Here is a 22,312-nt window from a genome sequence, read left to right as displayed (position 1 = left end):
TATTCATCCAATCAGAGCCTTATAAGCATCTTCATCCAATAACTCTTCCAGTTGTGTTTCATCCTGCAAGGTCATTTTCCATAACCAGCCTTCTGTTTCGGCTTTCTGATTTACCAGCTCAGGACTACCAGCCAACGCTTCATTGCTTTCGACCACTTCACCATCAAGAGGAGAATAAACATCTGAAGCGGCTTTAACGGATTCCACAACAGCCGCAGCCTCTCCTTTGGAAAGTTTTGTCCCACTTTGTGGTAAATCAACAAAAACCAAATCGCCTAATTGCTCTTGCGCATAATGTGTAACCCCAACAGTCACCATTTGTCCTTCAACGCTAAGCCATTCATGGTCTTGTGTAAAATAAGTTTTAGACATAAAAAATCATCCTTTAAAATAACGTTGTTCCACAAAGGGAAGAGAATGAACTGAGAGGGTAATCTTTTTACCTCGCAATTCTGTAAAGACTTCTGTACCTTCAACTTTACACGCAACAGGAACATACCCCATCGCGACAGGACCATCAAAAGAAGGACCAAAACCGCCTGATGTTACAACGCCAATCTCATTGCCATGATCATCAAAAAGCACCGCACCGGCACGAATAGGTTGGCGCGTTTGCGGCTTTAATCCAACACGACAACGAGAAGGCCCTTTTTGCAACGCTTCAAGAAAAGCTTTTGCGCCATAAAATTGTGCTTTTTCTCGAACACTTTTAGAAACAGCCCATGTTAGAGCCGCATCAATAGGCGTCGTATCAGGGGTAATATCATTTCCATGCAAACATAACCCTGCTTCCAACCGCAAGCTATCGCGTGCAGCAAGCCCAATCCACTCAACACGAGAATCACTCAGCAATTTTTCAGCCAACATATGCGCATGCCCTATGGGTAACGCAATTTCAAAACCATCCTCTCCCGTATATCCAGAACGCGTTATAAACCAATCTTGTTGTGGTTCGAATCCCTGCATAAAAAATAATTCATTGCCTGGTAAACCCGCATCAGCCAAAACAGCCGCCGCTTCAGGACCTTGAAGAGCAAGCAATACCCTTTCAAGAGCAATCACTTGACATTCAAAATCAACAGCACGCTTTTCCAATTCTGCAAAATCAGTCTGCGCATTCCCCGCATTAGCAACCAACATAAAACGGCACTCATCCAAACGGGTAATGATAAGATCATCAAGAATACCTGCCTGCTCATTCAGCAAATAATTATACCGTGAATGCCCAATCTTTAAAGCAGCTGCATCAATGGGAAAAGCATAGGATAAAAATTCCACGGCTTGTTCCCCTTCAACGGCAATTAATTTCATATGAGAAATATCAAAAAGACCGGCATGTTCCCGCGTATGAAGATGCTCTTTCAAAACGCCAAGTGGATAAGTTAAAGGCATATTCCACCCTGCAAAAGCACCAAATTTTGCTCCTGCTTCTTCGTGCAAATCATATAAAGGAAGTGTTTTTAAAAAAGATGTTTCTTGTTGTGAACCCATAATAACTCCAAAGCTGCGCTAACGCCCACACAATATGGCCGTCTCTGCACCCCTCTGTCATAAACCTGAGAGACTCGCGAAAAGACCTTTCGCTTACACCTTCGGCGCGGGCTCTCCCGACTTTCCAGATCTGCCTTCCTCCTTTTACGGTCCTTCACGCCTGAGAGATTATGGGCTATTTCCCCTTCGGCGGCAATGCGAAAATCTGCACTCTGCACTCTCCCGCAAAAGAATGAAAGAAACGATAACGCTCTTTCCAGCATGTCTTAATCTATAACCTATCTTTATCGCACTGTCATTAGTAAAGTGAGAACATACTCTTATTTTAAAACTTGCATCAGCTTCTCCAAAAGATTTATAATAATATCCTTATCGAAGCTTACAAAAATTGTAAGGAACACATTTTAGGAAAATTAAAACAAAAAGTGATAAACAAAAATACCCCTTGAAAATTATGCAAAATATCACACACTAAAAAGATCGCAAAACAATATTCTTTCTTGCTCAATTTAACCTTAACGATAAGGTTTTATATTTTTTTAAGAATAAGGACTTCAGGTATTTTACTTATAAGGATGATTTTAATACACAAGAAGTAGATTTTCTGCTTTCTTAAATAGTGTCATAAATTGCAACGATTGACAGACTAAAATTACCAAATACAAGGTCACAACATACTCATGAAAGCTGGTAATATCTCTTACAATTGCGAAAATGATCTGCCCAAGCAAATTGCCCTTTTCCCTTTAGAGGGTGCTCTCTTACTGCCCGGTGGTTTTTTATCCCTCAACATTTTTGAACCAGAATCGCTTGAAATGATTGAAAATGTTATGGTAACTGATCGTCTCTTGGGTATTATTCAACCCCTTTCATCGGATACGAACTGCTTCTCTCAACAACTTTATAAAACAGGCTGTATAGGGCGCATTACAAACTACAGTGAAACAGGCAATGGACAACTGTTCATTATCTTACAAGGTGTTTGCCGCTTTACCTTAGAACAAGAATTGACAAACACAAAATCCTATCGAACAGCTCTCATCCAATCAAACATACAAGACTTAAAAGAGCTCGATAGTGTAGAAAACATTAATCGAGAAAACTTACTCGACGTTGTTGAGAAATATCTGACCATCCATGAAATGGAATATAATTGGAGCAGTATCATAGAAGCCCCTACACCTATATTGGTGAATGCCTTTTCGGCTCTTATCCCCTTTACACCCGCAGAAAAACAAGCTCTTCTAGAAGCACCAGATATTGGAATCCGTGCCCAAACTCTTCTTGCCTTAACTGAACGCTCACTCATGAAACAAACAGGAACAGATTATCGTTTAAACTAATGAACGTAAAAATATGAAAAAAATGACCACAGATCCCAAAATGCTTGAATTGCTTGTCTGCCCAATTACGAAAAGCACACTCTCTTTCAACAAAAAAACACAAGAGCTCGTTTCTCTCAAAGCCAAACTTGCCTATCCTATTCGTGATGGTGTTCCTATTATGCTGGCTTCAGAAGCACGCCCTTTGCAAAACGATGAAAAAATAACGCACAAGGATAAGTTGCCCTAATACATTTTTCTTACCTAATACATTTTTCTTAAATGATAGTGCACTGTTCTCGAGCACTTTTTCATAAAAAGATCTGCTTTACGCCTGTTTTGTTCTCACTCAAAAAAGAATTTTTCTAACAAGCTATCTCTCACCATTTTATTGAAAACCCCTTCCAATGTTATGAGACTTTAAGAAATTCACGAACAAAGCCTTCAGCAATTTTTTTGCACTCTTACAAAAATCATGATCTTAAAGGCAGCACTCCTATTGCCCTCCAAGTGACGTAAAAAAATACAGCAACAGATAGGAAAACACCCCACTCAATAAGCTTGTCATTTTAAAAGCATCCGTAGAAATCTGTAGAATCTGGAAACGAAAAAATCAAATACGAGATAAATTCGCTTGGTGAATATTTCAAAGATTCCGGAAACCCTTGTGAGTAGCCAAGACTTCTCAATACCAAAAGCAAAAAGCTAACTCAGTTTTAATCCTTCCAAACTCCATCATTGAAAATACAGTTATAATCAAGCCGTTGTCGTGAAAAAAAATATAAACTTTGCGTACGGCATGCTTCCTCAAATTCAAAAAACTTTTCTCTTACGGGGTCTCACTTAAAACTATAACGACAACTTATCTTTTTTTGCATCTGAATTGACAAAATGATCTAAAGCACTTGCAGGTGTTTTTTGATTAGCATTAAGTATAACATTTTACGTCACTATTATAACTATTTATATTTTCTGCTAAAATTTTATGGCTAAAATTATAGCTCAAAGCATCAAGACTGGTTACGATAGCACATGACCTTTCTTGCTATCTAAAGCTAAAAAGGCTTTAAAATTGTCACGCGCCCCAAGCCCTGCACCCCAACATTGCAACAGATCTCAACTCTTAAGACATTTCATAAGAAGTATTTCTACCCCTTGATCTTAAATGCTTTTACCCAAACATGAACGCCCCTTATGGGTGACACAGGGATGGTTTTTCTTGATATATCATCAAGCAATTTGAAATGAAAAAATCATATAATATTGGTGAGTCTTATTCAAATAACAAGACATTGATTTATCTTTATAAAAATTCATTGTCTGATATAGACAAAGGTTCCCATTGCTTCGTTACTTTTGGAAACAAAGCAACAAGAGCAACTGTTATAAAGTCTAGCAAATTAATACGACACAACACAAAGTCATCAAAAAACAATGACGAGAAAAATAAAGACTTTTGATTCAAATATTTTGTTTTAAATATAATTGAACAAACCATCTTTAAAAGAAAGAAATGGTATATCGCTATCAAAAAGATCAATCATCATCCTCTACTGTTGTATTAAGGGGTGTTAACGCTTTATTTTTCTTGATTTTTATAACACCCATCATTCCAGTGGAAATGATTAATGCAGACATTGCTAAAAAAGAGCTTAACAATCCTATGAGTGCAAAAAGTCCAGCAATAAAGCCAGAAACTGCTTCAGCAGAGTTGGCTAAAGTTGAAAAGGTTCCAAAACTTTTCCCAAAATCTTCACGACGAGAGTATAATTGAATCGCTGAGACTAAACTAATATCCACAAATGCACCCATAAATCCTAAAACAAAGGCGAGCCCTAGCATGAGTTTTAAATAAAGCATTGAAGTTAAAGGCATAACAAATAGAATAACCCCATAAAGAAGCCAAAAGACCATGAGTTTCAACGCTGTAACTTTAACTATAATTTTATGATAGAACAAACCGCCCACAATTGTTCCCATAGCCATAAGAGAAAAAACATAACTCACAAAGCTTTCTTCTGCCCCCATAGCCAGAACAAAAGCTGGAATTAAAAATCTTAAAATTGCCCCTGTAAAGAGAATAGCAAACGACGAGCCAATAAGCGTAATAAATAAGTTATTATTTTCATTAAACATATATTTAAGATAAGAGGCCGTTTCTCGATAAATTTTTATAAAATTGAAGGCTTTATTCTTACTTACATTAAAATTCATCAGATTCAATAACAAGATAATAGAGATAAGATAAGTAAAAAAATCAAAAATGAGAACTGTTGATTTATTAGCTAAAAACAACAGAAGCGAACAAACTAAAGGACCAATGACGGATGCAATCTCATTTATAATTTGTGCAAGGCTATTGGCCTTTGTAAGATCCTTGGTTGCAAACATTCTAGGAATAGTCGCTTGAAAACTTGGTTGAAAAATACTTCTTCCAATCGTCGTGCATATTGCTGCAAAAATAAGCACAATAATATGTGCCATCCCTGTTATAGCGGTTATAAAAACGAATAATGAAGCGAATAATCTCACCAATTCACTGAAGATTATATTTTTTTTCAAAGAAAAATTATCCGCGAGCCAACCGCCTATAGGCCCAAAAAAGAGAAAAGGAATAAAGCGAAAAAAATACACAAGACCTGTAAAAAAGATGTTATCTGTCAATTCCAAGACAAGTAAAACAAAAACGACTTCATAAGCATAATCACCAACTTTAGAAATAAAGAGAGAAGAAAAAAGAGCTAATGGACTCTTTTTTAGAAATAAATTCATATCACCCATCCGCTAGTAAACTTTTCTACACTTAAAGTTACACGACCTTTAACAAAATTGGTGATATGAATTTCAAAAGAACGCCCAATCAATGGTCAAAATACTTCCCCCACCTAAAGTTTTCCATGCCTGATATCACACACCTCAAAAAACGGCGTTTTACGACATGATTGGATAATCAGTTGCATTTTTTTGTAACTTATAATTTTCCAATAAATTTTTGAATGCCTCCATTAATTATTTTTTACAGAACTTTTACTCTTTTTAAGGCTTTTTCTTCCGCTTCTTTTTCTAACTTCTTTCTATTGACGTCTTCGTACATTTCTATTGTTTTGTTAATCTGATTATCAGTACCTGCTTTAAAGACAATCATTGTTTCAAAAGGACTAAATAATGACGATTGCCTAATATGAAAAAAGATTTTCATTTCCAAACTGGATGGATCAAAAGTGCAGTTTCCTATTCTTTCTAAGTCATGTATAGAGATTGCTTGTTTTGACATAGCAAGACCAATAACATCACTATTTTTCTCACCAAAATTTTTTACTTTTAAAAGGCTATTTTTAGCGTCACAAACTGTCGACATATTCATGACTTCGTCAAGAACTTGAGTATTAATGTCAAAAATGAAGCTAAGATCACGTGAAGAACAAGCTTTTTTAAAATAACAAGCATTGTGCAAACGTGAGTGAACTGAAAGACATTCGACAGCTTTTTGAATGATCCTTATAGCGAGGTTATATGATTTTTCATCTAAATGAAAATCACGAATATCTGGAATGTAAATTTCTTGTGTTTTTTGCAACGGTGCAACTTTACTGTTTAAGGCACAATCAATGAGCCTTTCTAACCAAGTGTAACTCTTAGCCTTATCAATCTCTATGAATCTCGATCTGATCTCATCTAAAAGATTGTACAGCCCATGCTTTTCTCTAAAAGCACGCTCTATTTGTTCACTCGTCATTATAACTTCATAGCTATTATCTTTTCGTTTATCGGATATATATGGTGCTTCAATTTCTGGATTATTCACTTCAAGTTGATCAACGCTTTCTCCACGTTTAACAGATATCAAATGCTCACCCTTAAGAGTGTCAAAAGCGCTCGCCCCTTGCGCCTCCCTAAAAGACATACCTTGTTGAAGAAACATCTTTAATGGATTGGAATCATCCCGTATTTCCGCTAGATTCTGTATTAAAGGCGCCAAAATTTCCTGTTGAAGATTACTATCATTTATTAACGAATCCTTCTTATGCTCATAGAAATTCTTTGAGCCTTCTGGAAGGCGCCAATTGTAAAGCACAGCTCCCGTTGCAAACAGGCTGTTAATTATTTCCTCGTTTGTGGCTAATTTCATGAGATTATTTCTTCCGCTCAAATTATAAATGACACTTTTTGTCAATAAATTTAAATATATCTAATATAATTTTTATTAAAATTCTTTAAAAAAGTTTATTATCTGGTTATTTTAATTAACTTAATGTTTACCATATTATACTTGAATTGACAAGAAAGAAACTAAATTAAGACAAAAATGATATTTTGTTTTTAATATACATTCCTACTTAATCTTGTCTTTGTAACGCAATAGAGAAAATTTTAAGCAAGAATATGTTAGGGACCTTGTTCCTTTAAGTCTTTGTCTTGATTAAAAAGTAAACTTGATCGTGAAGATCATTATGCTCTACCATCTACTATCCACCGACAAGAGTACGACTAATACGAACAATTTTTAAAAAAAGCTTTTAGCAAAATTTTACAGCAGAAAAACGCTCATCATCTAAAAAATAATGAAGCAGCACGTTTTACGCATCCTCTATTTTTACTTAAACAACAAAGCCCCCATCCACCGCCAATCCCCCCCTAAAAGTTCTCCATGCCTGATCTCATCACACTTCAAAGAACAATATTTTACAGTATAAGAGGATAATTATTACGACACCAAGAATGTTCTCATTTTAAAATATTTTCATTTTTCTAGCCAATCCCCTGAAATTCCTTTATCAATGAAGAGATATTCTGGTTGTATACGCAGCGATCAAATAGGGCTTGGGAGTCCTCAAACCGAGTATAAATTAGCCTCGCTCAGTGGGTATTCCGGAATTTCCGGAGGCTCTTGTTATGTCCAAGTACTCTCAGTACTAAAAGCAAGAGGCTGACTCGGTTTTTGTGCTTCCAAAATCCAGAATATAAACTTGACAGTGTTCCTTACCGGCAGGTGACTTTCAAAATACCAGCCAAAAGCGTGATTTTAAAGACAGAGCTTCTATTGCCCTCTAATAGGATTTTAAAATACACCAAGTAATAAGAAATAAATTATCAATAAAATAATCAATCAAAAACATACCCCCTCCCCTTTAAAGCACATAGCGTTAAGCATTCATGTCTTTCAAAAATAAGAGAGAAAAAATAAACGAGATTCTCATGAAAACAGCAAAGACACATTGCAATAATTGCATATAAATTTTGCAAAAAAAGCAACCAAAACAACTGCTATCACTCTGGTTGACGATTTAAAGAAATTACCTTATGAATGAGACTTGTGTTTTTGGTCGTATACGCGACGATCAAATAGGGTCTGGAAGCCCGAAAAACTCAAACTAGAAATAAAACCGCTTTTTGCGGATATCCCGGAATTTCCGGGGGCTCTTGTTATGTCCAAGTGCTTTTCAGCACTAAAAGCAAGGGGCTGTTTTGAGTCAGCACTTCCAGACCCCGGAATACCAATGCGAGGGCGCTCGCAACCGGAGGGGAAGCAAAGTGCAAGCTAAAAAATCACATTCTTATGACATTTTTTTGGGCCAAAAAATTCGTTTTAGAAGAAACATCATGGGGTTTTCTCAAAAACAATTAGGCAGTCATTTAGGCGTAACGTTTCAACAAATCCAAAAATACGAAAAAGGTTTAAATCGTGTAAGCGCAGCACGTTTACAGGAAATTGCCGATATACTTAATGTTCCCGTTTCCTTCTTTTACACCGATAGCGCAAAAAAAGAAGAGAGCTTCTCGCATTGTGATGACAGAATATCGAGCAAAGCAGAATATTTACTTTTGAAAAATTTCAGAGTGCTGACCCGCAAAAAACAAAGAGCAATCTTACAATTAATTTCTGATGAAAAAAATACCCCCTTATTTTCATAAATTAACTGAAAGGCATTCAATTTTACTTAATAACCACTCAACAGTTCTTAAAACTAACATTGAAAAGAATTTTAACTGTCTTTCCCCAAAGGACAAAGATTTTTATCTGGTCTGGAAATAATTCAGATTCTTGTCTTACCTATTGCACTGAGCCATAATGCGTTGATTTATAATAATCTCATGTTTTTTATATTAAACGCATATCCTGAAATATCGTAAACTTCTTTCATTTCAAAGCCTCTCATATTAAATCTCTTGTTTTCACATCATAAGCTGAGTTAGCGTGTGGAGTAAAAACTGTACAAAAAAATATGCCTCTCATCGTCTCAAATGCCAAGAGGTGGTCCGAAACATTGAGCAAAGTGGGGCATGACATCTTTTATCCCATTGAGCCCCCCCATCTTTACGCTTGTGAAGGAACAAACCGGCACCATCACACACTTTGCCAACTCCCAATATTGCGATAAACCTTGGGCTTGTAAAACGGTTCATAAAAAGCCATTTTTCGTTCTTTCTTATACAATTTTATACAGTTTTTATCCACACATTCATCCCACTTGTTATGTGCAAGTGCATGGTTTTGATTGATTGAAGAGAAACAATTGACAGAAGATAAAAAATTCACTTAAGTGCTTTCATAAAGAAATGAAGACTTAACGTAAAATAGTCAATATCTTCAATTCTGAAAGATTAAAAAAATAACATTATTTAAAATAAAACACTTTCATTGTGCGAACAATTATGATTGGTGTGCGCAAAATGGGATTGTTGAAGATATAATTTAATGATGTTCCTTGACCAACTCACTCTCTCCTGAGTATAGCCCGAGGGACTAAACGTGGAGAGACACGAAGGAGTGTAGAAAATGAGTTTTAAAGTTGCAATTGTCGGCGCAACCGGAAATGTCGGTCGTGAAATGCTTACAATTTTAGAAGAGCGTGGTTTTCCTGCCCATGAAATTGTTCCGCTAGCATCACGACGCTCATTAGGACAAGAAGTTTCTTATGGGGACAAAACTTTAAAAGTCAAAGCACTGGATACTTACGATTTTTCCGATACCGATCTGTGTCTCATGTCTGCGGGGGGAAGCATTTCCAAAGAATATGCCCCTAAAATCGCTGCAGCCGGCTGTGTTGTCATCGACAATTCCTCCACGTGGCGCTATGATGCCAATGTTCCGTTGATTGTCCCTGAGGTTAATGCTGAAGCCATAAGTACCTTTTCTAAGCGTAATATTATCGCCAATCCCAATTGTTCAACGATTCAATTGGTCTTAGCCTTAAAACCTCTCCATGATGTTGCCACCATTAAACGTGTTGTTGTCTCTACATATCAATCGGTTTCTGGTGCTGGTAAAGAAGGAATGGACGAACTTTTCGAACAATCACGCGCCGTCTTTGTTGCTGATCCAATCTCAGTGAAAAAATTCACCAAACGTATTGCCTTTAATGTCATTCCCCATATCGATGTTTTCATGGAAGACGGTTATACAAAAGAAGAATGGAAAATGACAGCTGAAACGAAGAAAATTCTTGATCCGAAAATTAAATTAACAGCCACTGCTGTTCGGGTTCCAGTCTTTATCGGTCACGCGGAAGCCGTCCATGTTGAATTTGAAAAACCACTCAGCGCCTCTGAAGCACAAGCACTTTTCCGCGATGCCCCCGGTTGTCAACTTATCGATAAACACGAAGATGGTGGCTATACCACACCTTATGAATCTACAGGAGAAGATGACACCTTTATTAGCCGTGTTCGTGAAGATATCACCGTTGAAAATGGTTTAGCTTTCTGGGTTGTCGCCGATAATTTAAGAAAAGGAGCGGCATTAAATGCCATTCAAATTGCTGAATTGCTCATTTCTCGTCATTTGATAAAGCCTAAATCCGTAAATTAACGCCCTACCCGAAAAAACGAAGAGCTCTAGCCGGTCTGTCAAAAATCCGGCTTCTCTTCAGTAAGATATCCATGCCGATGGGTTGATATTACCACCCTAAAGAATAGGGTTTTGAAACTTTAACAAATTTTATTCTTCAATATCCTTGCCCCTCTTCATCTTAAAATTAACGCTCGTTGCCTTAAAAAACAAAAATTTCCATCGGCACAACTCTTGTACAGTAAATTGATTTATCATGATAATTCACTGTTTTGTAATATTGAATGAGAGTCTCAAATAACGTAAAATTCTCTCACTTCAAATCTTTTCTTATGTTGAAACAATAAAAATCATGTCTTTTACACATCAAAAGCGGGGTGAATGTGTAAATAAAACTGTATAATAAAAATGGCTTTTCATGAACCATCTTACAAACCCAAGGGTTATCGTAACATTGTACGAAACTCACACTTTTAAACCAGTTTGCACCAATCACCGTCCGCATGCCACCTTACAACACAACAGTATAAGGGACTAAAAGTGCCTCACCATTCTCTTTAACATACAGCTTTTCTTGAGAGAAATTCCATCACGCCCCTAAAAGATAATATCTCGAGGTGTTGATAGTTTTACCCCAAATATTCTTAAACTCGTCACCACCTTAAAATTAACTCTCGCCACTTTTTAAGTTAACCCTCACCGCCTTGATATTATTTATAATCCAAGAAGATCAGCAGCATAAAGCGTTTTTTGCTTTATGCTGCCGTCCTTTTTGTCTTTCCAGCCCGTGAGATTAACTTTATCCTTATCGAGTAGGATAAGTCACAACACGGTAACGCGTTTCATTGCGTTCAAAATTTTTGTAATTGACATTATCAGGAAAGAACGGATTATAAGCATTTACGTGCTCTACAGAAACTTCTTGTGCTTTTGGTGAAGGATTTAAAATTGTCCTTTCATCTCTTTTTTTAACACCTGTGGAATCGATAATCACATCGGTTCTGTACAGTTTTTGCATGTTTTTGCGTGTTTTTTGCATCAAAGGCAGAGCTTTAAATTCAGAAACAGTCTGTTTTACTTTTTCTTTTTTTACTTTTGGCGATTTTGTCATGGAATGTGATTTTGCAGGCATCTTTTTAAAAGCAATGGTCGGAACATTGGTGACATTGACATAACGTGCCGATGCCCACCCAACTTTTCCATGATAACCAAGAGAACACCAAGTTTTATTGGATAGGCAGCCATAAATTTGCACTTTTTCTCCCATTGGAACCATTGCGATCACTTTATAAGCTGTCGCAGGACCTGTGCGTAAAGATACTTGACCGGATGCAACACGAGCAACGGTTCCAGCAACAGTCCCAGCTTGCCCATGAGAAGCAGTCACAGCCACCCCTGATGCTCCCAAAGCCCATAGAATTATTGTCGTTGATAAAAAATTCTTTCTTAACATTATTTTTCTTCCTCTCTAATATGTAAAAAGGGCAAAATATTCGCCTTTGCAAAAACTTGCCGCGTTTCAATTCAGTGATGATTAATCTGTGTTTTTTCCCAAAAAGATCTCACCATATTGCAAACAAAATCTCTCTTTGTCCCCTCCTCTACATGGAATACAGCCTTTTAATCTTGCTTGCGCGATCTACTCCTCATGAATTAATAGCTAAAACATCATCTGATTGCTTGGTTCTTCAACCAATTGTCTCTTAGAGAAGTTTTTAAAGTGTCATTGGTTCCCTTAAGCAATCATGACAATAGAAAAATTGATTGCCTAAATTCCAGAGAATTTTTATTAATAAATGCTAATGTTTCCCCAAAACGGCCCCAAAATAGAGGAAAAAGAATAATATCTTTAAAATAAAAGTGATTGCATATTCTCTAAAGCTTGTATAATTTCAGATCTTCTTAAAATAATACAGAGCATATTGAAGCTTCCCTCAAAATATCTCTTGGAAAAGAAAGTTAAAAGCATATGGCAGTAAAAATTTTTTCTCGTAATCGAATTATAGGATTATTTTTCTCTCTGTTTGCACTTTTTTTGTCTACTGCTTTTTCCATGTCTGCAGACAAATCCAAAATCAAACTTGGTATTATGGAAGGACGGGATGCGATTATCTGGAAAACGGCTGCTGAACTGGCTAAAAAATCTGGTTTAGATATTGAGCTCGTTTATTTTTCTGATTACACGTTGCCTAATGATGCTGTTAACGCAGGGGAGATCGATGCGAATGCTTTTCAGCATGCTCCTTATCTTAATGAACAAATGAAACAACGTGGCTATAAACTTTCAATTGTAGGGTACACATTTATTGCTCCAATCGGTGTTTATTCTCACAAAATCAAAAACTTAAAAGATCTGCGTGATGGTGCACATGTTGGTATTCCTAACGACCCATCTAATGGTGGAAGAGCTCTCCTCCTTCTCAATTCTTTAGGTCTCATTAAATTAAAAGATCCTCATAATGTTCTTGCCTCTCCGCTGGATATTATTGAAAATCCTAAAAATTTACAAATTCGTGAACTCGATGCTGGCATGTTAGGACGAGCCATTGATGATTTTGATATTGCCGTTATCAATACAAACTGGGCGATTGTTTCTGGATTAAGCTTCCAAGATGATGTCGTCGCATGGGAGAGCGCAAAAAATAATCCTTATGATAATATCATCGTTGTACGCACAAGTGAAAAAGATGAACCATGGGTAAAAAAATTAGTTGCCGCTTACAACAATGACATTATCCGTGCAAAAATCAAAGAGGCTTTTGGTAAAACAGCACTAACATCTTGGTAAGTGTGCCCCAAATTGCGGTAATTGTGCTAAACACCCTGGTGGTTTTGCCAAACATTCTGGTAGTTTTAAATGGAAAAAAACGCCCTCATTTCCTTAAAAAATGTCAGCCGTTGCTTTAATAAAACGGCTAGCATTCCAGCCGTCGATAATCTATCTTTGGATATCCATGCCGGTGAAATCCTTGGCATTATCGGTCGTAGTGGAGCAGGAAAATCGACACTTATTCGCTGTTTAAATGGATTGGAAAAAATTGATACAGGCTCTCTTTTTTTTGAAGGTGTCAACATTTCAAATCTGTCAGAGACACAATGGGCGCCTTATCGTCAACGAATTGGGATGATTTTTCAACATTTCAATCTTCTCTCATCGCAAAAGGTGATTGATAACATTGCATTACCACTCAAATTAAGTGGCGTAAATAAAAAACAGCGCCACCAACGTGCCATTGAGCTTATTGAATTGGTAGGATTATGGGGTAAAGAATATTGCTATCCAGCAGAATTGTCTGGAGGACAAAAACAACGCGTTGGCATTGCTCGTGCGCTCGCTGCTAATCCTAAAATATTGTTATCCGACGAAGCAACTTCTGCTCTTGATCCTGAAACAACACAGTCTATCCTAGAGCTTCTGGCTGATATTAACAACCGCCTCAATCTCACAGTTGTGCTTATTACCCACGAAATGGAAGTGGTACGCACCATTGCGCATCGCGTTGTTGTTCTCAATCAAGGACGCATTGTGGAAGAAGGACGTGTAAAAGATATTTTTACATCCCCACAAGACGATACAACCATTGCCATGCTCAAACTTGTTACCCCGCAACTTCCTGAAAAATTTGCGAGAAATCTTAAACCCATAGGAAAAGAGGCTGTCATTGAAATCAATATTGCTGGTGAAATTGCCCAGCAACCTTTTCTTCATCTTCTAGAAGATGAAAGCGGTTTAAGAGCACGTATTCTCCACGGAGGCATTGATACAGTCCAAGGAGAAACCATCGGGCGACTCTTCTTATGCCTTCCTGCTCAAGATAAAGAAGCTTTAAAAAAAGCTGTTCAATGGTTAACCGAAAAGGGACGATATTGCGAGGTATTAGGTTATGTTTAATGTTCTCTCTCATGAACTTCCCAATGCCCTTTTTGATACACTATTGATGACGATGAGTGCTTCTTTGATAGCACTTATCATAGGGCTTCCGCTTGGTCTTCTTCTTCATACAACAGCACGTGGCGGAATCTTTGCTGCATCTCTTATCAATCGCCCTTTAAGCATCATCATTGATAGTCTTCGTGCTATACCCTTTATTATTCTTGCATTTTATCTTCTTCCCATTACACGTATCGTTGTAGGAAGAGGAATAGGAATGCCAGCCGTAATTTTTATACTTATCATTTCAGCGACTCCTTTTTATGCACGCATGGCTGAACTTTCTTTTAAAACCGTTGAAAACGGCCTCATTGAAGCAGCCCGTTCCATGGGAGCTAGTCGTCTTCAAATTGTCAGATATGTTCTTATTCCAGAAGCTCTCCCTAGCCTAATTACAGGTTTTACAGTCATGGTCATTTCTCTCATAGGCGCTACCTCACTGGCTGGATATCTTGGTGGAGGCGGTTTAGGAGATATGGCAATCCGCTATGGCTATCAACGCTATAATACCTTCATTATGACCATCGTCATCCTTCTTTTGATCATACTTAATATTATAACCCAATGGACTTCTGATAAAATCGTACAAAAACTTGATAAAACGAAACATTAAAAGACTAAGAATTTCGCACACCAACATTATGATCCTCTCTGCCCCTTCTAAAGTGTAAAACCTCGCAAGTTCCCCGCTTTGGCAACTGAAAATACTCGTAAAAAAACTCAGCGCTTTTTTTCTTTTATCTTAAACGATTTTATCGACATCCCCCCTGTTTCTAAGCAAATAAGTTTTAATGGCTCCAATATAAAAAATAAAAAAAGATGAAATGAGATATTTTACAACATTCAAAATTCTCTCTGACCATAAAAACAATAAATTATTCTGTTAAATCACTTTAATTGATCACGCTCCATTCATAAATCAAAACAATCGAACAGACAGAACAATCCGCTATCACTCTCAAAGCTATAACACCTCCACCATCATTATAATTGGTCACTCTCAATGATATAACAGAAAATCCATTGAGCCCCCCATCTTTACGCTTATGGCGTAACAAGCCGGCACCATTACACACTTTGCCAGACTTTGAGTGTTGCGGACCAACCCTTGGGCTTGTAAGGCGGTTCATAAGAGACGTACTGTTCTTGTACAGTTGTTACCTTACACAGTTCTGCTGATGATATGTAAGCAATTTATTTTTCTTGATTGAACATACAAAGATATTAAATAAGAGAAGCTTACGTTATTCAAGAGTCTCATTCAATATGCAAAACAGTTGAACTATTAATGTATAATGGTTGTCTCCCGCAGCGTGTTTGATAAAAAAATAAGAACCTCTTGCCAATCCATTGTTGGTCTATTCATGATTTTATGACATTATTTTCTTAAAACAGGTTTGTGCTTTAACTGTTGCCTATCAATCAACATCTAAACCGCATACGACAACATATTTTAAACTCAAATTGGTTGGATAAAAGTTCTAAACACTGTTCCTGCTTTTGTATGCCAAAGTGCAAATGAGCCTATTGCATATATCTCTGTAGCATAATTCCTAAAACAGGAAGACAGTCTAATTTTGGAAGAATATTAAAAGAGCATAAAAGGAACACACCAATTTCCATCTTTACCATTAATTCTTTAGTCCAGTATTAAGGCTTTCAAAAGCATCTCAAAGCAATATCCTGTAAATAATAGAGATTACGCATTGCCTCAGGATTTTTTTATCCCGTTCTTTTAATAGATCACAACCTTCTTATAAAACAGAATTTCCCAAACAGCATAGACTTAGCTCACATATTCATGAGCTTGTTTGAAAGAGGTATCAAGACTCCCAAGTCCATTTTGCGATAGCATCCCATGAATGGTATAATGATCAATCCATTGAGGCTTCAGCTTTCCGCTTTATAAAAGAACAAAAACGCTATTCCTATTTTATTTGATAAAAGCAATTATCCCCCTTGCTTTTATAAAATCCATTGATTAGAGCATCAAGAATAAAAGATTAATTGTCTTAAAAATACCGGCTCCATTATACATTTTACCAGCACTCAATGTTGTAAACCAACTCTTGGCATTCAAGATAGTTCATGAAAAGGCATACCTTGTCTGTACAGTTTTACTCCATACTGGCTCCCCCGCTTTTAAACGTGCGAATGAATGGATTTGATTATTTCAATATAGAATAAATTTAGAATAAAAGAATCTCACAATATTTCAGCCTTGCATTCAAGATGAATAACACGAGATTATCATGACAAATCAATACATGCTCAATGTTATCATCGATAAGAAATTCTCATACAATTGTATGAGAATTTCTTCTCAAATAAAGCACTCAAAGAATCTTAAGGATTGGAAAATTTTTCTCCCATCACAGCAACAATAAGCCATTGAGCCGTAAGCGCTGGTTTTTTTAAATTTTCCACTTCCACTGTAACTCCATAATGGAAGACCACGCGACCAGAAGGGCGAATTTCTGCATCGTCTAACACAAAACGCGCACGCACCCGTGCTCCTGTTTTTACAGGGCTCATGAAGCGTATTTTATCGAAACCATAATTAATCCCCATTGTCGCCCCTTCTAACTCTGGAAGAGCCTCATAAGCAAGCGTAGACAAAAGCGATAATGTTAAAAAACCATGCGCAATCGTTCCCCCAAAAGGTGTATTTTTAGCCTTTTCCTCATCAACATGTATCCATTGATGATCATCTGTAGCGCATGCAAATTGATTAATCATATCCTGTGTCACAAGACGCCACGCCGATAATCCCATTTCTTTTCCAATAAAAGTAGTAACATCTTGTACGGCTATTTTTTGCTGCATAACGCTATTCCTATTTTATTTGATAAAAGCAATTATCCCCCTTGCTTTTATAAAATCCATTGATTAGAGCATCAAGAATAAAAGATTAATTGTCTTAAAAATAAATGCACCTTATGAATTAAGAAAACTTTTTCAGTAGAATAATTTTCAAATGGGAAGAAAGAATGGCAAGCAATGTAAACCTTACTGGTTTAGCATATGATTTGAAGCAACGTGCAGAAAACCATCCCCCCATCCGTATCGGGCTGATTGGTTGTGGTGAAATGGGTACAGATTTATTATCAAGTATTGCACATATGGAAGGCATAACTGTTGCTGCTGTAGCCACAAGAACACCATCCCGTATTTTTGATGCCGCCAAGCTCGCCTATGGCGAAGAAGGGCATGTCTGTGAAGTTGAAAATGCTCATGCCCTGACGCAAAGCATTGAAAAAGGTTTAATTGCAGCAACAGACGATATTGACCTTGTTTTGCGCCATGAACAAATTGATATTATCGTTGATGCAACAGGCTATCCTGAAGCGGGGGCAGAAATTGGCTTTAAAGCACTTGAAAACAACAAACATCTTGTCATGATGAATGTTGAAGCCGATGTGACGATTGGTGCATATCTGAAACATGAAGCAGAAAAACGAGGGCTTATTTATACCCTTGGTGCGGGTGATGAACCAACTTCATGCATGGAACTCATTGAATTTGTTTCAGCTCTTGGGCATAAAATTGTTGCAGCGGGAAAGGGAAAAAATAACCCTCTTCTCTTTGATGCCACACCAGATGCTTACGAAGAAGAAGCACTGCGCCGTAATATGAATGTGCGCATGTTGATTGAATTTATTGATGGTTCCAAAACGATGGTTGAAATGGCAGCCATTGCCAATGCCACTGGACTTCTCCCTGATTGTCCAGGAATGCACGGCCCCCAAGCAGCATTGCAAGATTTAAACAAAGTGCTTATCCCAAAACAAGATGGCGGCATTTTAGAGCAATATGGTGTGGTAGATTATTCAATAGGTCAAGGTGTTTCCCCTGGTGTCTTTGTCATTGCAGAAATAGCACACCCACGTTTACGCGAACGTATGGAAGATTTAAAAATTGGTCAGGGACCTTACTTTACCTTTCACCGCCCCTATCATCTCACAGCAATGGAGGTTCCCCTCACTTGTGCACGCGTGATGCTTTATGGCAAAAAAGATATGGTTCCCCTTAATCATCCCGTAGTAGAAGTTTGTGCTGTTGCTAAAAAAGATTTACACCCAGGCGATCAGTTCGATTTTATCGGTCTTTATACGTATCGCGCTTGGATCATGACCATTGCAGAGGCACGTGCTCACCAAGCCATTCCTTGCGGACTTTTAGAAAAAGCAACTGTAACGGCTGAAATTAAAAAAAACGAACTCATTACCATGCATAATACGGCTATTCGCGAAGATCAATGGATTGCACGTCTTCGTGCCAAACAAGACCTTTTGCTTAATTACCCTTCTCCTGCTCAGCAATAAATATCCGCTTCTTACTCTAACATAACAATCCATTGATTTATAAGGAATAATGTTTCTTTTCTATAGGAGAATAACGTGTGAAAAATAAACGCATTCTAGATTCAGAATGCTTCTTTCGTGACAATCCCGTGGATTGTAAATCTTTATGTCAAACAAGAGCTTACACTTAAATGAGTGGTTTTGATTGATGCAACATAGAGAGATTTGATCTGAAAAAATCTTACGTTATTCGGAACGCTCATTCAACATACAAAACAGTGAATTATCATTATAAATCAATGCCTTGTTCTTACAATCTTACTTCACAGCCCCCTTCCCTTACACAGCAAAAAGCCCCTACCAAAATACATTTGTATTATAAATTTAAGTGTATCTGTTTTAATAAAGACATTTTCCAACACCGCACCTCAACCCTCTATCACAACAAGATATTGATTTAATAATGATAATATAGCGTTATTCATATTGAATAAGAGCCTCAAATACTGTCTATTCTCTCATATCAAATCTCTCTATGTTGCACCAATCAAAACCATTCCTTTGCACATCACAAGCCAGACGCGTGTGTGGCAGCATGCGTGTGTGGAATGAAACTATACAATAAAAATAGCTCTTATAAATCGTCATACGTGTGAATCATCATACCTGCCAAGGTCTGTTACAACATTCTAAGGTTGGAAAAGAGTGTGATGATGCTGGCTTGTTACGAACAGTGCTCATCACTGTCATACCCAAATCCCTCCATAAGATACTATAAAATTCATTGTATATGGCTATATTGACTCCATAAAGATACAAGTCTTCATTATTATTTTATCTGCCAATTCCCAATGTTACGATAGTTCTTGAATCTTAGAAATAATTTACGAAAAGAATTTCGACTCTGGATCTTAAATAATTTTATCCCTACACGAAGGCAACTTGCTATATGCAAAAAATGCTTTTAATGGATTTAATATAAATAGATTAAAAATGAAAAATATTCATAAATCAACAAGTTTATATTTAATATAATATATTAATTTATAATGATGACTTATCATACGCTACGCACGTTAAAATAAAAAAATACAAAAAATATAAATAGTTTTTATTTTATGCTCTTGTGAAAGATAAAAACATTTTAAAAAGGATTAAATATGCCTTTAATGAATAACCTTCATATAAGAATAAGGAAACAATATTGAAGAGGCCAATAAAGAGAGCAAAAATACTAGCCTTATGACGAAGAAATAACCATACACACGACATAAACTATAAAAAATCAGCTTATACGACTTTGAACAGAAAAAATACCAATTGCAAAACTTTAATAATTCTAATAAAATCTACAAGTATTAATAATAGTATTTTCCCTTCCAATACGGTATAAACCACTTCAAATATTATTTTTTAAATAATAAAATGAACGAAAAACGCATCGATTTTGTTGATGAATCTTCTACTAAAGTGTACAAAATATTCCTAAAAGAGAGATAACACTCCCAACTATATCTCCAACACATAAAGAAGCAAGAAGTGAAAAAATACCTATTCCCCTCCAAAAAGCTACACCTGAATATGCAGAAACTTTTTCAACTTTCTCCAAAGCAACGCCATCTTGCGCCTCAACGCTGTAAATAATAACAGCTTTATCCGCTGCCTTAATAACTGCATTTTTTTCTGCTATAGAAACAGTACTTGCCATTTCCTCTGGAAACTGAGTTTTTTCAAAACTTGCATTCCCCTCTACAGTTTGTATAAAAAAAAGAATAAAGAGCGTCACACTAAATGAACATACACGATTTTTAAATATTTTAAACATAGCTTTCTTTGATCCTCTTTTTTTCACTAAAAAAGTGAAAGAATATTCACATATATAAAAACCAAAACTTATATTTAACTATTTATATAAACACATATAATATAGTATAATACAATATAATATATGTGTTTTTATTGTATAAATAACACATTATGTATTATATGCAAATACATAAAATAAATATAATTTAAATTTGTTGAATAAATACTTATGAATTCAAAATTAAAACAACAATACTAGAAAAATTTTAAAAGACCTACTTAAGAAAAGTTATTTTAAAATCAAATGACTATAAAGCATAGAGAACACAATTGAGTATCGCTCTCATATTATAAAAAACGATCAAAGTAAAGCGCATTTCTCATCTCTATTTTATTAATCATTACTAAAATTTAAAAAAATATGAAGATAAGAAAGTAAATTATTCCTATTTACAATAGAATTATTTACCATTGTTGATCTTATCTTAAGAGAATAAAAATAATATTTTATCATTTCTATAACTCTACTTCAAAATAATAAATACTCATTAATCTTCACATCAAAATAAAGCTTAAAAAATAAATTCACTAAAAATAGTGACTGAAGAGTTTATACTATTTTAAAATGGCAATAAATTTTAAAATAGTATAACCTTAAACACTGTTAAATATAATAATTATTATCTACTTAATTAAAATAAAAAAAAGAAAAAAGAATACTTCGAAGATTTTTATTATATCATGAATCGGCATGACAAGATATTGATTTATAACGATAATTAACTTTTTTTGAACATTGAATGAGAGTCTCGAATAACGTAAGATTCTCTCATTTCAAATCTCTCTCATGTTTCACCAATCAAAATCATTCCCTTGCACATCAAAAGCGGGATGAATGTATGGATAAAACTGTATAATAAAAATAGCTTTTCATGAACCTTCTTACAAACCCAAAATCTGTCGCATTATTGGAAGCTGGCAAATAGTGCGATGGTGCTGGCTTACTCCTTCACAAACGTAAAGATGAGAGTGCTCAATGGATTTTATATTATTCCAGGGGGAATTTACCGTTATACCATTCACGAACGTCTCCGCGAAATGGGCTTGGGTGCGTTGCGAAATGTTTCTTAAAAAAACTTGAATGTGCAAACCAATGGCGTTCTATTTTACAGGAAGGGTGTGACCCCATTAAAGAACGTGAGAAACAGAAGCATGAGGCAATAAGCAATCTTTATTACAGCACAGGTTCGCTCTCAATAAGGTCGAAAAATAAAATTACTAGAAAGTAAAAACAGCGATCTAAAAAAATATATCTCTACAAATAAGCCTTAAAAGTGGTATTCTTTTTTTGACAAGACATATAAATCGTAAAAGAATCTTCAAGATCGCTGTTTTCAAATAAAAAAGACGTTAACAAAATAATTTTCAAATTTTATTAATATATAAAAACATTCCATAACGTCTTTAAAAAAGTCATTCAGCTTCCCTATCTCAACAACATAACGCATTGAAAATTTTTATTTTTAAAAATTAACAAAACGTATTTATAAAGTAAGTCAACCTATCAAATTTACAAAAACATTATAAGCAACACAAAAGCGCTCAAAAAATCACCTAAAACCAAATACTAAGATATTCATAAAAAATAAGATAATCCCCAAAAATGCTG

16 protein-coding genes, 1 pseudogene and 2 riboswitches are annotated in these 22,312 nt (G+C 35.9%); of the genes and pseudogenes, 9 read left to right on the top strand and 8 right to left on the bottom strand.

Going from position 1 to position 22,312, the window contains the following annotated elements:
- Positions 1-3: 3 nt before the first annotated feature.
- Complete coding sequence (gene gcvH, locus FNZ60_RS07935) at positions 4-372, bottom strand: glycine cleavage system protein GcvH (RefSeq protein WP_142417063.1); 369 nt, start codon at positions 370-372, stop codon at positions 4-6.
- A 6-nt stretch (positions 373-378) separates the two neighbouring features.
- Positions 379-1,491 (bottom strand): glycine cleavage system aminomethyltransferase GcvT, encoded by a 1,113-nt coding sequence (gene gcvT, locus FNZ60_RS07930; protein WP_142417062.1) that lies wholly within the window; start codon positions 1,489-1,491, stop codon positions 379-381.
- A gap of 44 nt (positions 1,492-1,535) precedes the next feature.
- Positions 1,536-1,627: riboswitch (glycine riboswitch) on the bottom strand.
- A 1-nt stretch (position 1,628) separates the two neighbouring features.
- Positions 1,629-1,726, bottom strand: a riboswitch (glycine riboswitch).
- Positions 1,727-2,171: 445 nt separating this feature from the next.
- Between gcvT and FNZ60_RS07925 the strand changes: the two genes are divergently transcribed.
- Complete coding sequence (locus FNZ60_RS07925; protein WP_142417061.1) at positions 2,172-2,834, top strand: LON peptidase substrate-binding domain-containing protein; 663 nt, start codon at positions 2,172-2,174, stop codon at positions 2,832-2,834.
- Between the two features lie 13 nt (positions 2,835-2,847).
- Entirely contained in the window at positions 2,848-3,063 is a 216-nt protein-coding gene (locus tag FNZ60_RS07920) for a Trm112 family protein (protein ID WP_142417060.1), read from the top strand.
- 1,286 nt (positions 3,064-4,349) lie between these two features.
- On the opposite strand, the gene FNZ60_RS07915 is transcribed toward FNZ60_RS07920, so the two are convergent.
- Positions 4,350-5,585: an MFS transporter gene (locus tag FNZ60_RS07915; protein ID WP_142417059.1), complete on the bottom strand. Its 1,236-nt coding sequence runs from the start codon at positions 5,583-5,585 to the stop codon at positions 4,350-4,352.
- Between the two features lie 244 nt (positions 5,586-5,829).
- A complete protein-coding gene (locus tag FNZ60_RS07910; RefSeq protein WP_142417058.1) occupies positions 5,830-6,942 on the bottom strand; it encodes a phage major capsid protein in 1,113 nt (370 codons plus the stop codon).
- 1,403 nt (positions 6,943-8,345) lie between these two features.
- Here FNZ60_RS07910 and FNZ60_RS07905 point away from each other — a divergent pair.
- Both FNZ60_RS07905 and FNZ60_RS07900 read left to right on the top strand, forming a co-directional pair.
- On the top strand, positions 8,346-8,726 hold the full coding sequence (locus FNZ60_RS07905) for a helix-turn-helix domain-containing protein (RefSeq protein WP_142417057.1): 381 nt from the start codon (positions 8,346-8,348) through the stop codon (positions 8,724-8,726).
- Positions 8,727-9,591: 865 nt separating this feature from the next.
- Positions 9,592-10,623, top strand: a complete 1,032-nt coding sequence (locus FNZ60_RS07900) for an aspartate-semialdehyde dehydrogenase (RefSeq protein WP_142417056.1) — start codon at positions 9,592-9,594, stop codon at positions 10,621-10,623.
- A 784-nt stretch (positions 10,624-11,407) separates the two neighbouring features.
- On the opposite strand, the gene FNZ60_RS07895 is transcribed toward FNZ60_RS07900, so the two are convergent.
- On the bottom strand, positions 11,408-12,055 hold the full coding sequence (locus tag FNZ60_RS07895) for an SH3 domain-containing protein (protein ID WP_142417055.1): 648 nt from the start codon (positions 12,053-12,055) through the stop codon (positions 11,408-11,410).
- Between the two features lie 516 nt (positions 12,056-12,571).
- On the opposite strand from FNZ60_RS07895, the gene FNZ60_RS07890 reads away from it, so the two are divergent.
- The 3 genes from FNZ60_RS07890 to FNZ60_RS07880 all read left to right on the top strand — a co-directional run bounded on the left by FNZ60_RS07890 (position 12,572) and on the right by FNZ60_RS07880 (position 15,146).
- Positions 12,572-13,390 carry a MetQ/NlpA family ABC transporter substrate-binding protein gene (locus FNZ60_RS07890; protein ID WP_142417054.1) on the top strand — a complete coding sequence of 273 codons (819 nt, stop codon included), beginning with the start codon at positions 12,572-12,574 and terminating at the stop codon, positions 13,388-13,390.
- 69 nt (positions 13,391-13,459) lie between these two features.
- Complete coding sequence (locus FNZ60_RS07885) at positions 13,460-14,494, top strand: methionine ABC transporter ATP-binding protein (protein ID WP_142417053.1); 1,035 nt, start codon at positions 13,460-13,462, stop codon at positions 14,492-14,494.
- Positions 14,487-15,146, top strand: a complete 660-nt coding sequence (locus tag FNZ60_RS07880) for a methionine ABC transporter permease (RefSeq protein ID WP_142417052.1) — start codon at positions 14,487-14,489, stop codon at positions 15,144-15,146. The genes FNZ60_RS07885 and FNZ60_RS07880 overlap by 8 nt, the downstream gene beginning before the upstream one ends.
- Positions 15,147-15,426: 280 nt before the next feature.
- On the opposite strand, the gene FNZ60_RS07875 is transcribed toward FNZ60_RS07880, so the two are convergent.
- Together FNZ60_RS07875 and FNZ60_RS07870 are read right to left on the bottom strand one after the other, a co-directional pair.
- On the bottom strand, positions 15,427-15,663 hold the full coding sequence (locus tag FNZ60_RS07875) for a hypothetical protein (protein ID WP_142417051.1): 237 nt from the start codon (positions 15,661-15,663) through the stop codon (positions 15,427-15,429).
- Between the two features lie 1,216 nt (positions 15,664-16,879).
- On the bottom strand, positions 16,880-17,359 hold the full coding sequence (locus FNZ60_RS07870) for a MaoC family dehydratase (protein ID WP_142417050.1): 480 nt from the start codon (positions 17,357-17,359) through the stop codon (positions 16,880-16,882).
- Between the two features lie 164 nt (positions 17,360-17,523).
- On the opposite strand from FNZ60_RS07870, the gene FNZ60_RS07865 reads away from it, so the two are divergent.
- Positions 17,524-18,858: an NAD(P)H-dependent oxidoreductase gene (locus FNZ60_RS07865; RefSeq protein WP_142417049.1), complete on the top strand. Its 1,335-nt coding sequence runs from the start codon at positions 17,524-17,526 to the stop codon at positions 18,856-18,858.
- 1,444 nt (positions 18,859-20,302) lie between these two features.
- Here FNZ60_RS07865 and FNZ60_RS07860 read toward each other — a convergent pair.
- Positions 20,303-20,662, bottom strand: a complete 360-nt coding sequence (locus tag FNZ60_RS07860) for a hypothetical protein (RefSeq protein WP_142417048.1) — start codon at positions 20,660-20,662, stop codon at positions 20,303-20,305.
- A gap of 913 nt (positions 20,663-21,575) precedes the next feature.
- Here FNZ60_RS07860 and FNZ60_RS10295 point away from each other — a divergent pair.
- Positions 21,576-21,881, top strand: a pseudogene (locus tag FNZ60_RS10295) (integrase); the annotation flags it as partial.
- Between the last annotated feature and the right edge of the window lie 431 nt (positions 21,882-22,312).

Origin of the sequence: Bartonella massiliensis (assembly GCF_902150025.1) — a bacterium.
Classification (GTDB): Bacteria; Pseudomonadota; Alphaproteobacteria; order Rhizobiales; family Rhizobiaceae; genus Bartonella; species Bartonella massiliensis.
The sequence above is the reverse complement of the archived record's forward strand: the minus strand, read 5'-3'. Positions and strand labels throughout refer to the sequence as shown.

What these genes read in the sequence shown, in the direction of transcription:
- gcvH (WP_142417063.1), bottom strand. Translation starts at nt 372, where the DNA reads ATGTCTAAAACTTATTTTACACAAGACCATGAATGGCTTAGCGTTGAA.
- gcvT (WP_142417062.1), bottom strand. Translation starts at nt 1,491, where the DNA reads ATGGGTTCACAACAAGAAACATCTTTTTTAAAAACACTTCCTTTATAT.
- FNZ60_RS07925 (WP_142417061.1), top strand. Translation starts at nt 2,172, where the DNA reads ATGAAAGCTGGTAATATCTCTTACAATTGCGAAAATGATCTGCCCAAG.
- FNZ60_RS07920 (WP_142417060.1), top strand. Translation starts at nt 2,848, where the DNA reads ATGAAAAAAATGACCACAGATCCCAAAATGCTTGAATTGCTTGTCTGC.
- FNZ60_RS07915 (WP_142417059.1), bottom strand. Translation starts at nt 5,585, where the DNA reads ATGAATTTATTTCTAAAAAAGAGTCCATTAGCTCTTTTTTCTTCTCTC.
- FNZ60_RS07910 (WP_142417058.1), bottom strand. Translation starts at nt 6,942, where the DNA reads ATGAAATTAGCCACAAACGAGGAAATAATTAACAGCCTGTTTGCAACG.
- FNZ60_RS07900 (WP_142417056.1), top strand. Translation starts at nt 9,592, where the DNA reads ATGAGTTTTAAAGTTGCAATTGTCGGCGCAACCGGAAATGTCGGTCGT.
- FNZ60_RS07895 (WP_142417055.1), bottom strand. Translation starts at nt 12,055, where the DNA reads ATGTTAAGAAAGAATTTTTTATCAACGACAATAATTCTATGGGCTTTG.
- FNZ60_RS07890 (WP_142417054.1), top strand. Translation starts at nt 12,572, where the DNA reads ATGGCAGTAAAAATTTTTTCTCGTAATCGAATTATAGGATTATTTTTC.
- FNZ60_RS07885 (WP_142417053.1), top strand. Translation starts at nt 13,460, where the DNA reads ATGGAAAAAAACGCCCTCATTTCCTTAAAAAATGTCAGCCGTTGCTTT.
- FNZ60_RS07880 (WP_142417052.1), top strand. Translation starts at nt 14,487, where the DNA reads ATGTTTAATGTTCTCTCTCATGAACTTCCCAATGCCCTTTTTGATACA.
- FNZ60_RS07875 (WP_142417051.1), bottom strand. Translation starts at nt 15,663, where the DNA reads ATGAACCGCCTTACAAGCCCAAGGGTTGGTCCGCAACACTCAAAGTCT.
- FNZ60_RS07870 (WP_142417050.1), bottom strand. Translation starts at nt 17,359, where the DNA reads ATGCAGCAAAAAATAGCCGTACAAGATGTTACTACTTTTATTGGAAAA.
- FNZ60_RS07865 (WP_142417049.1), top strand. Translation starts at nt 17,524, where the DNA reads ATGGCAAGCAATGTAAACCTTACTGGTTTAGCATATGATTTGAAGCAA.
- FNZ60_RS07860 (WP_142417048.1), bottom strand. Translation starts at nt 20,662, where the DNA reads ATGTTTAAAATATTTAAAAATCGTGTATGTTCATTTAGTGTGACGCTC.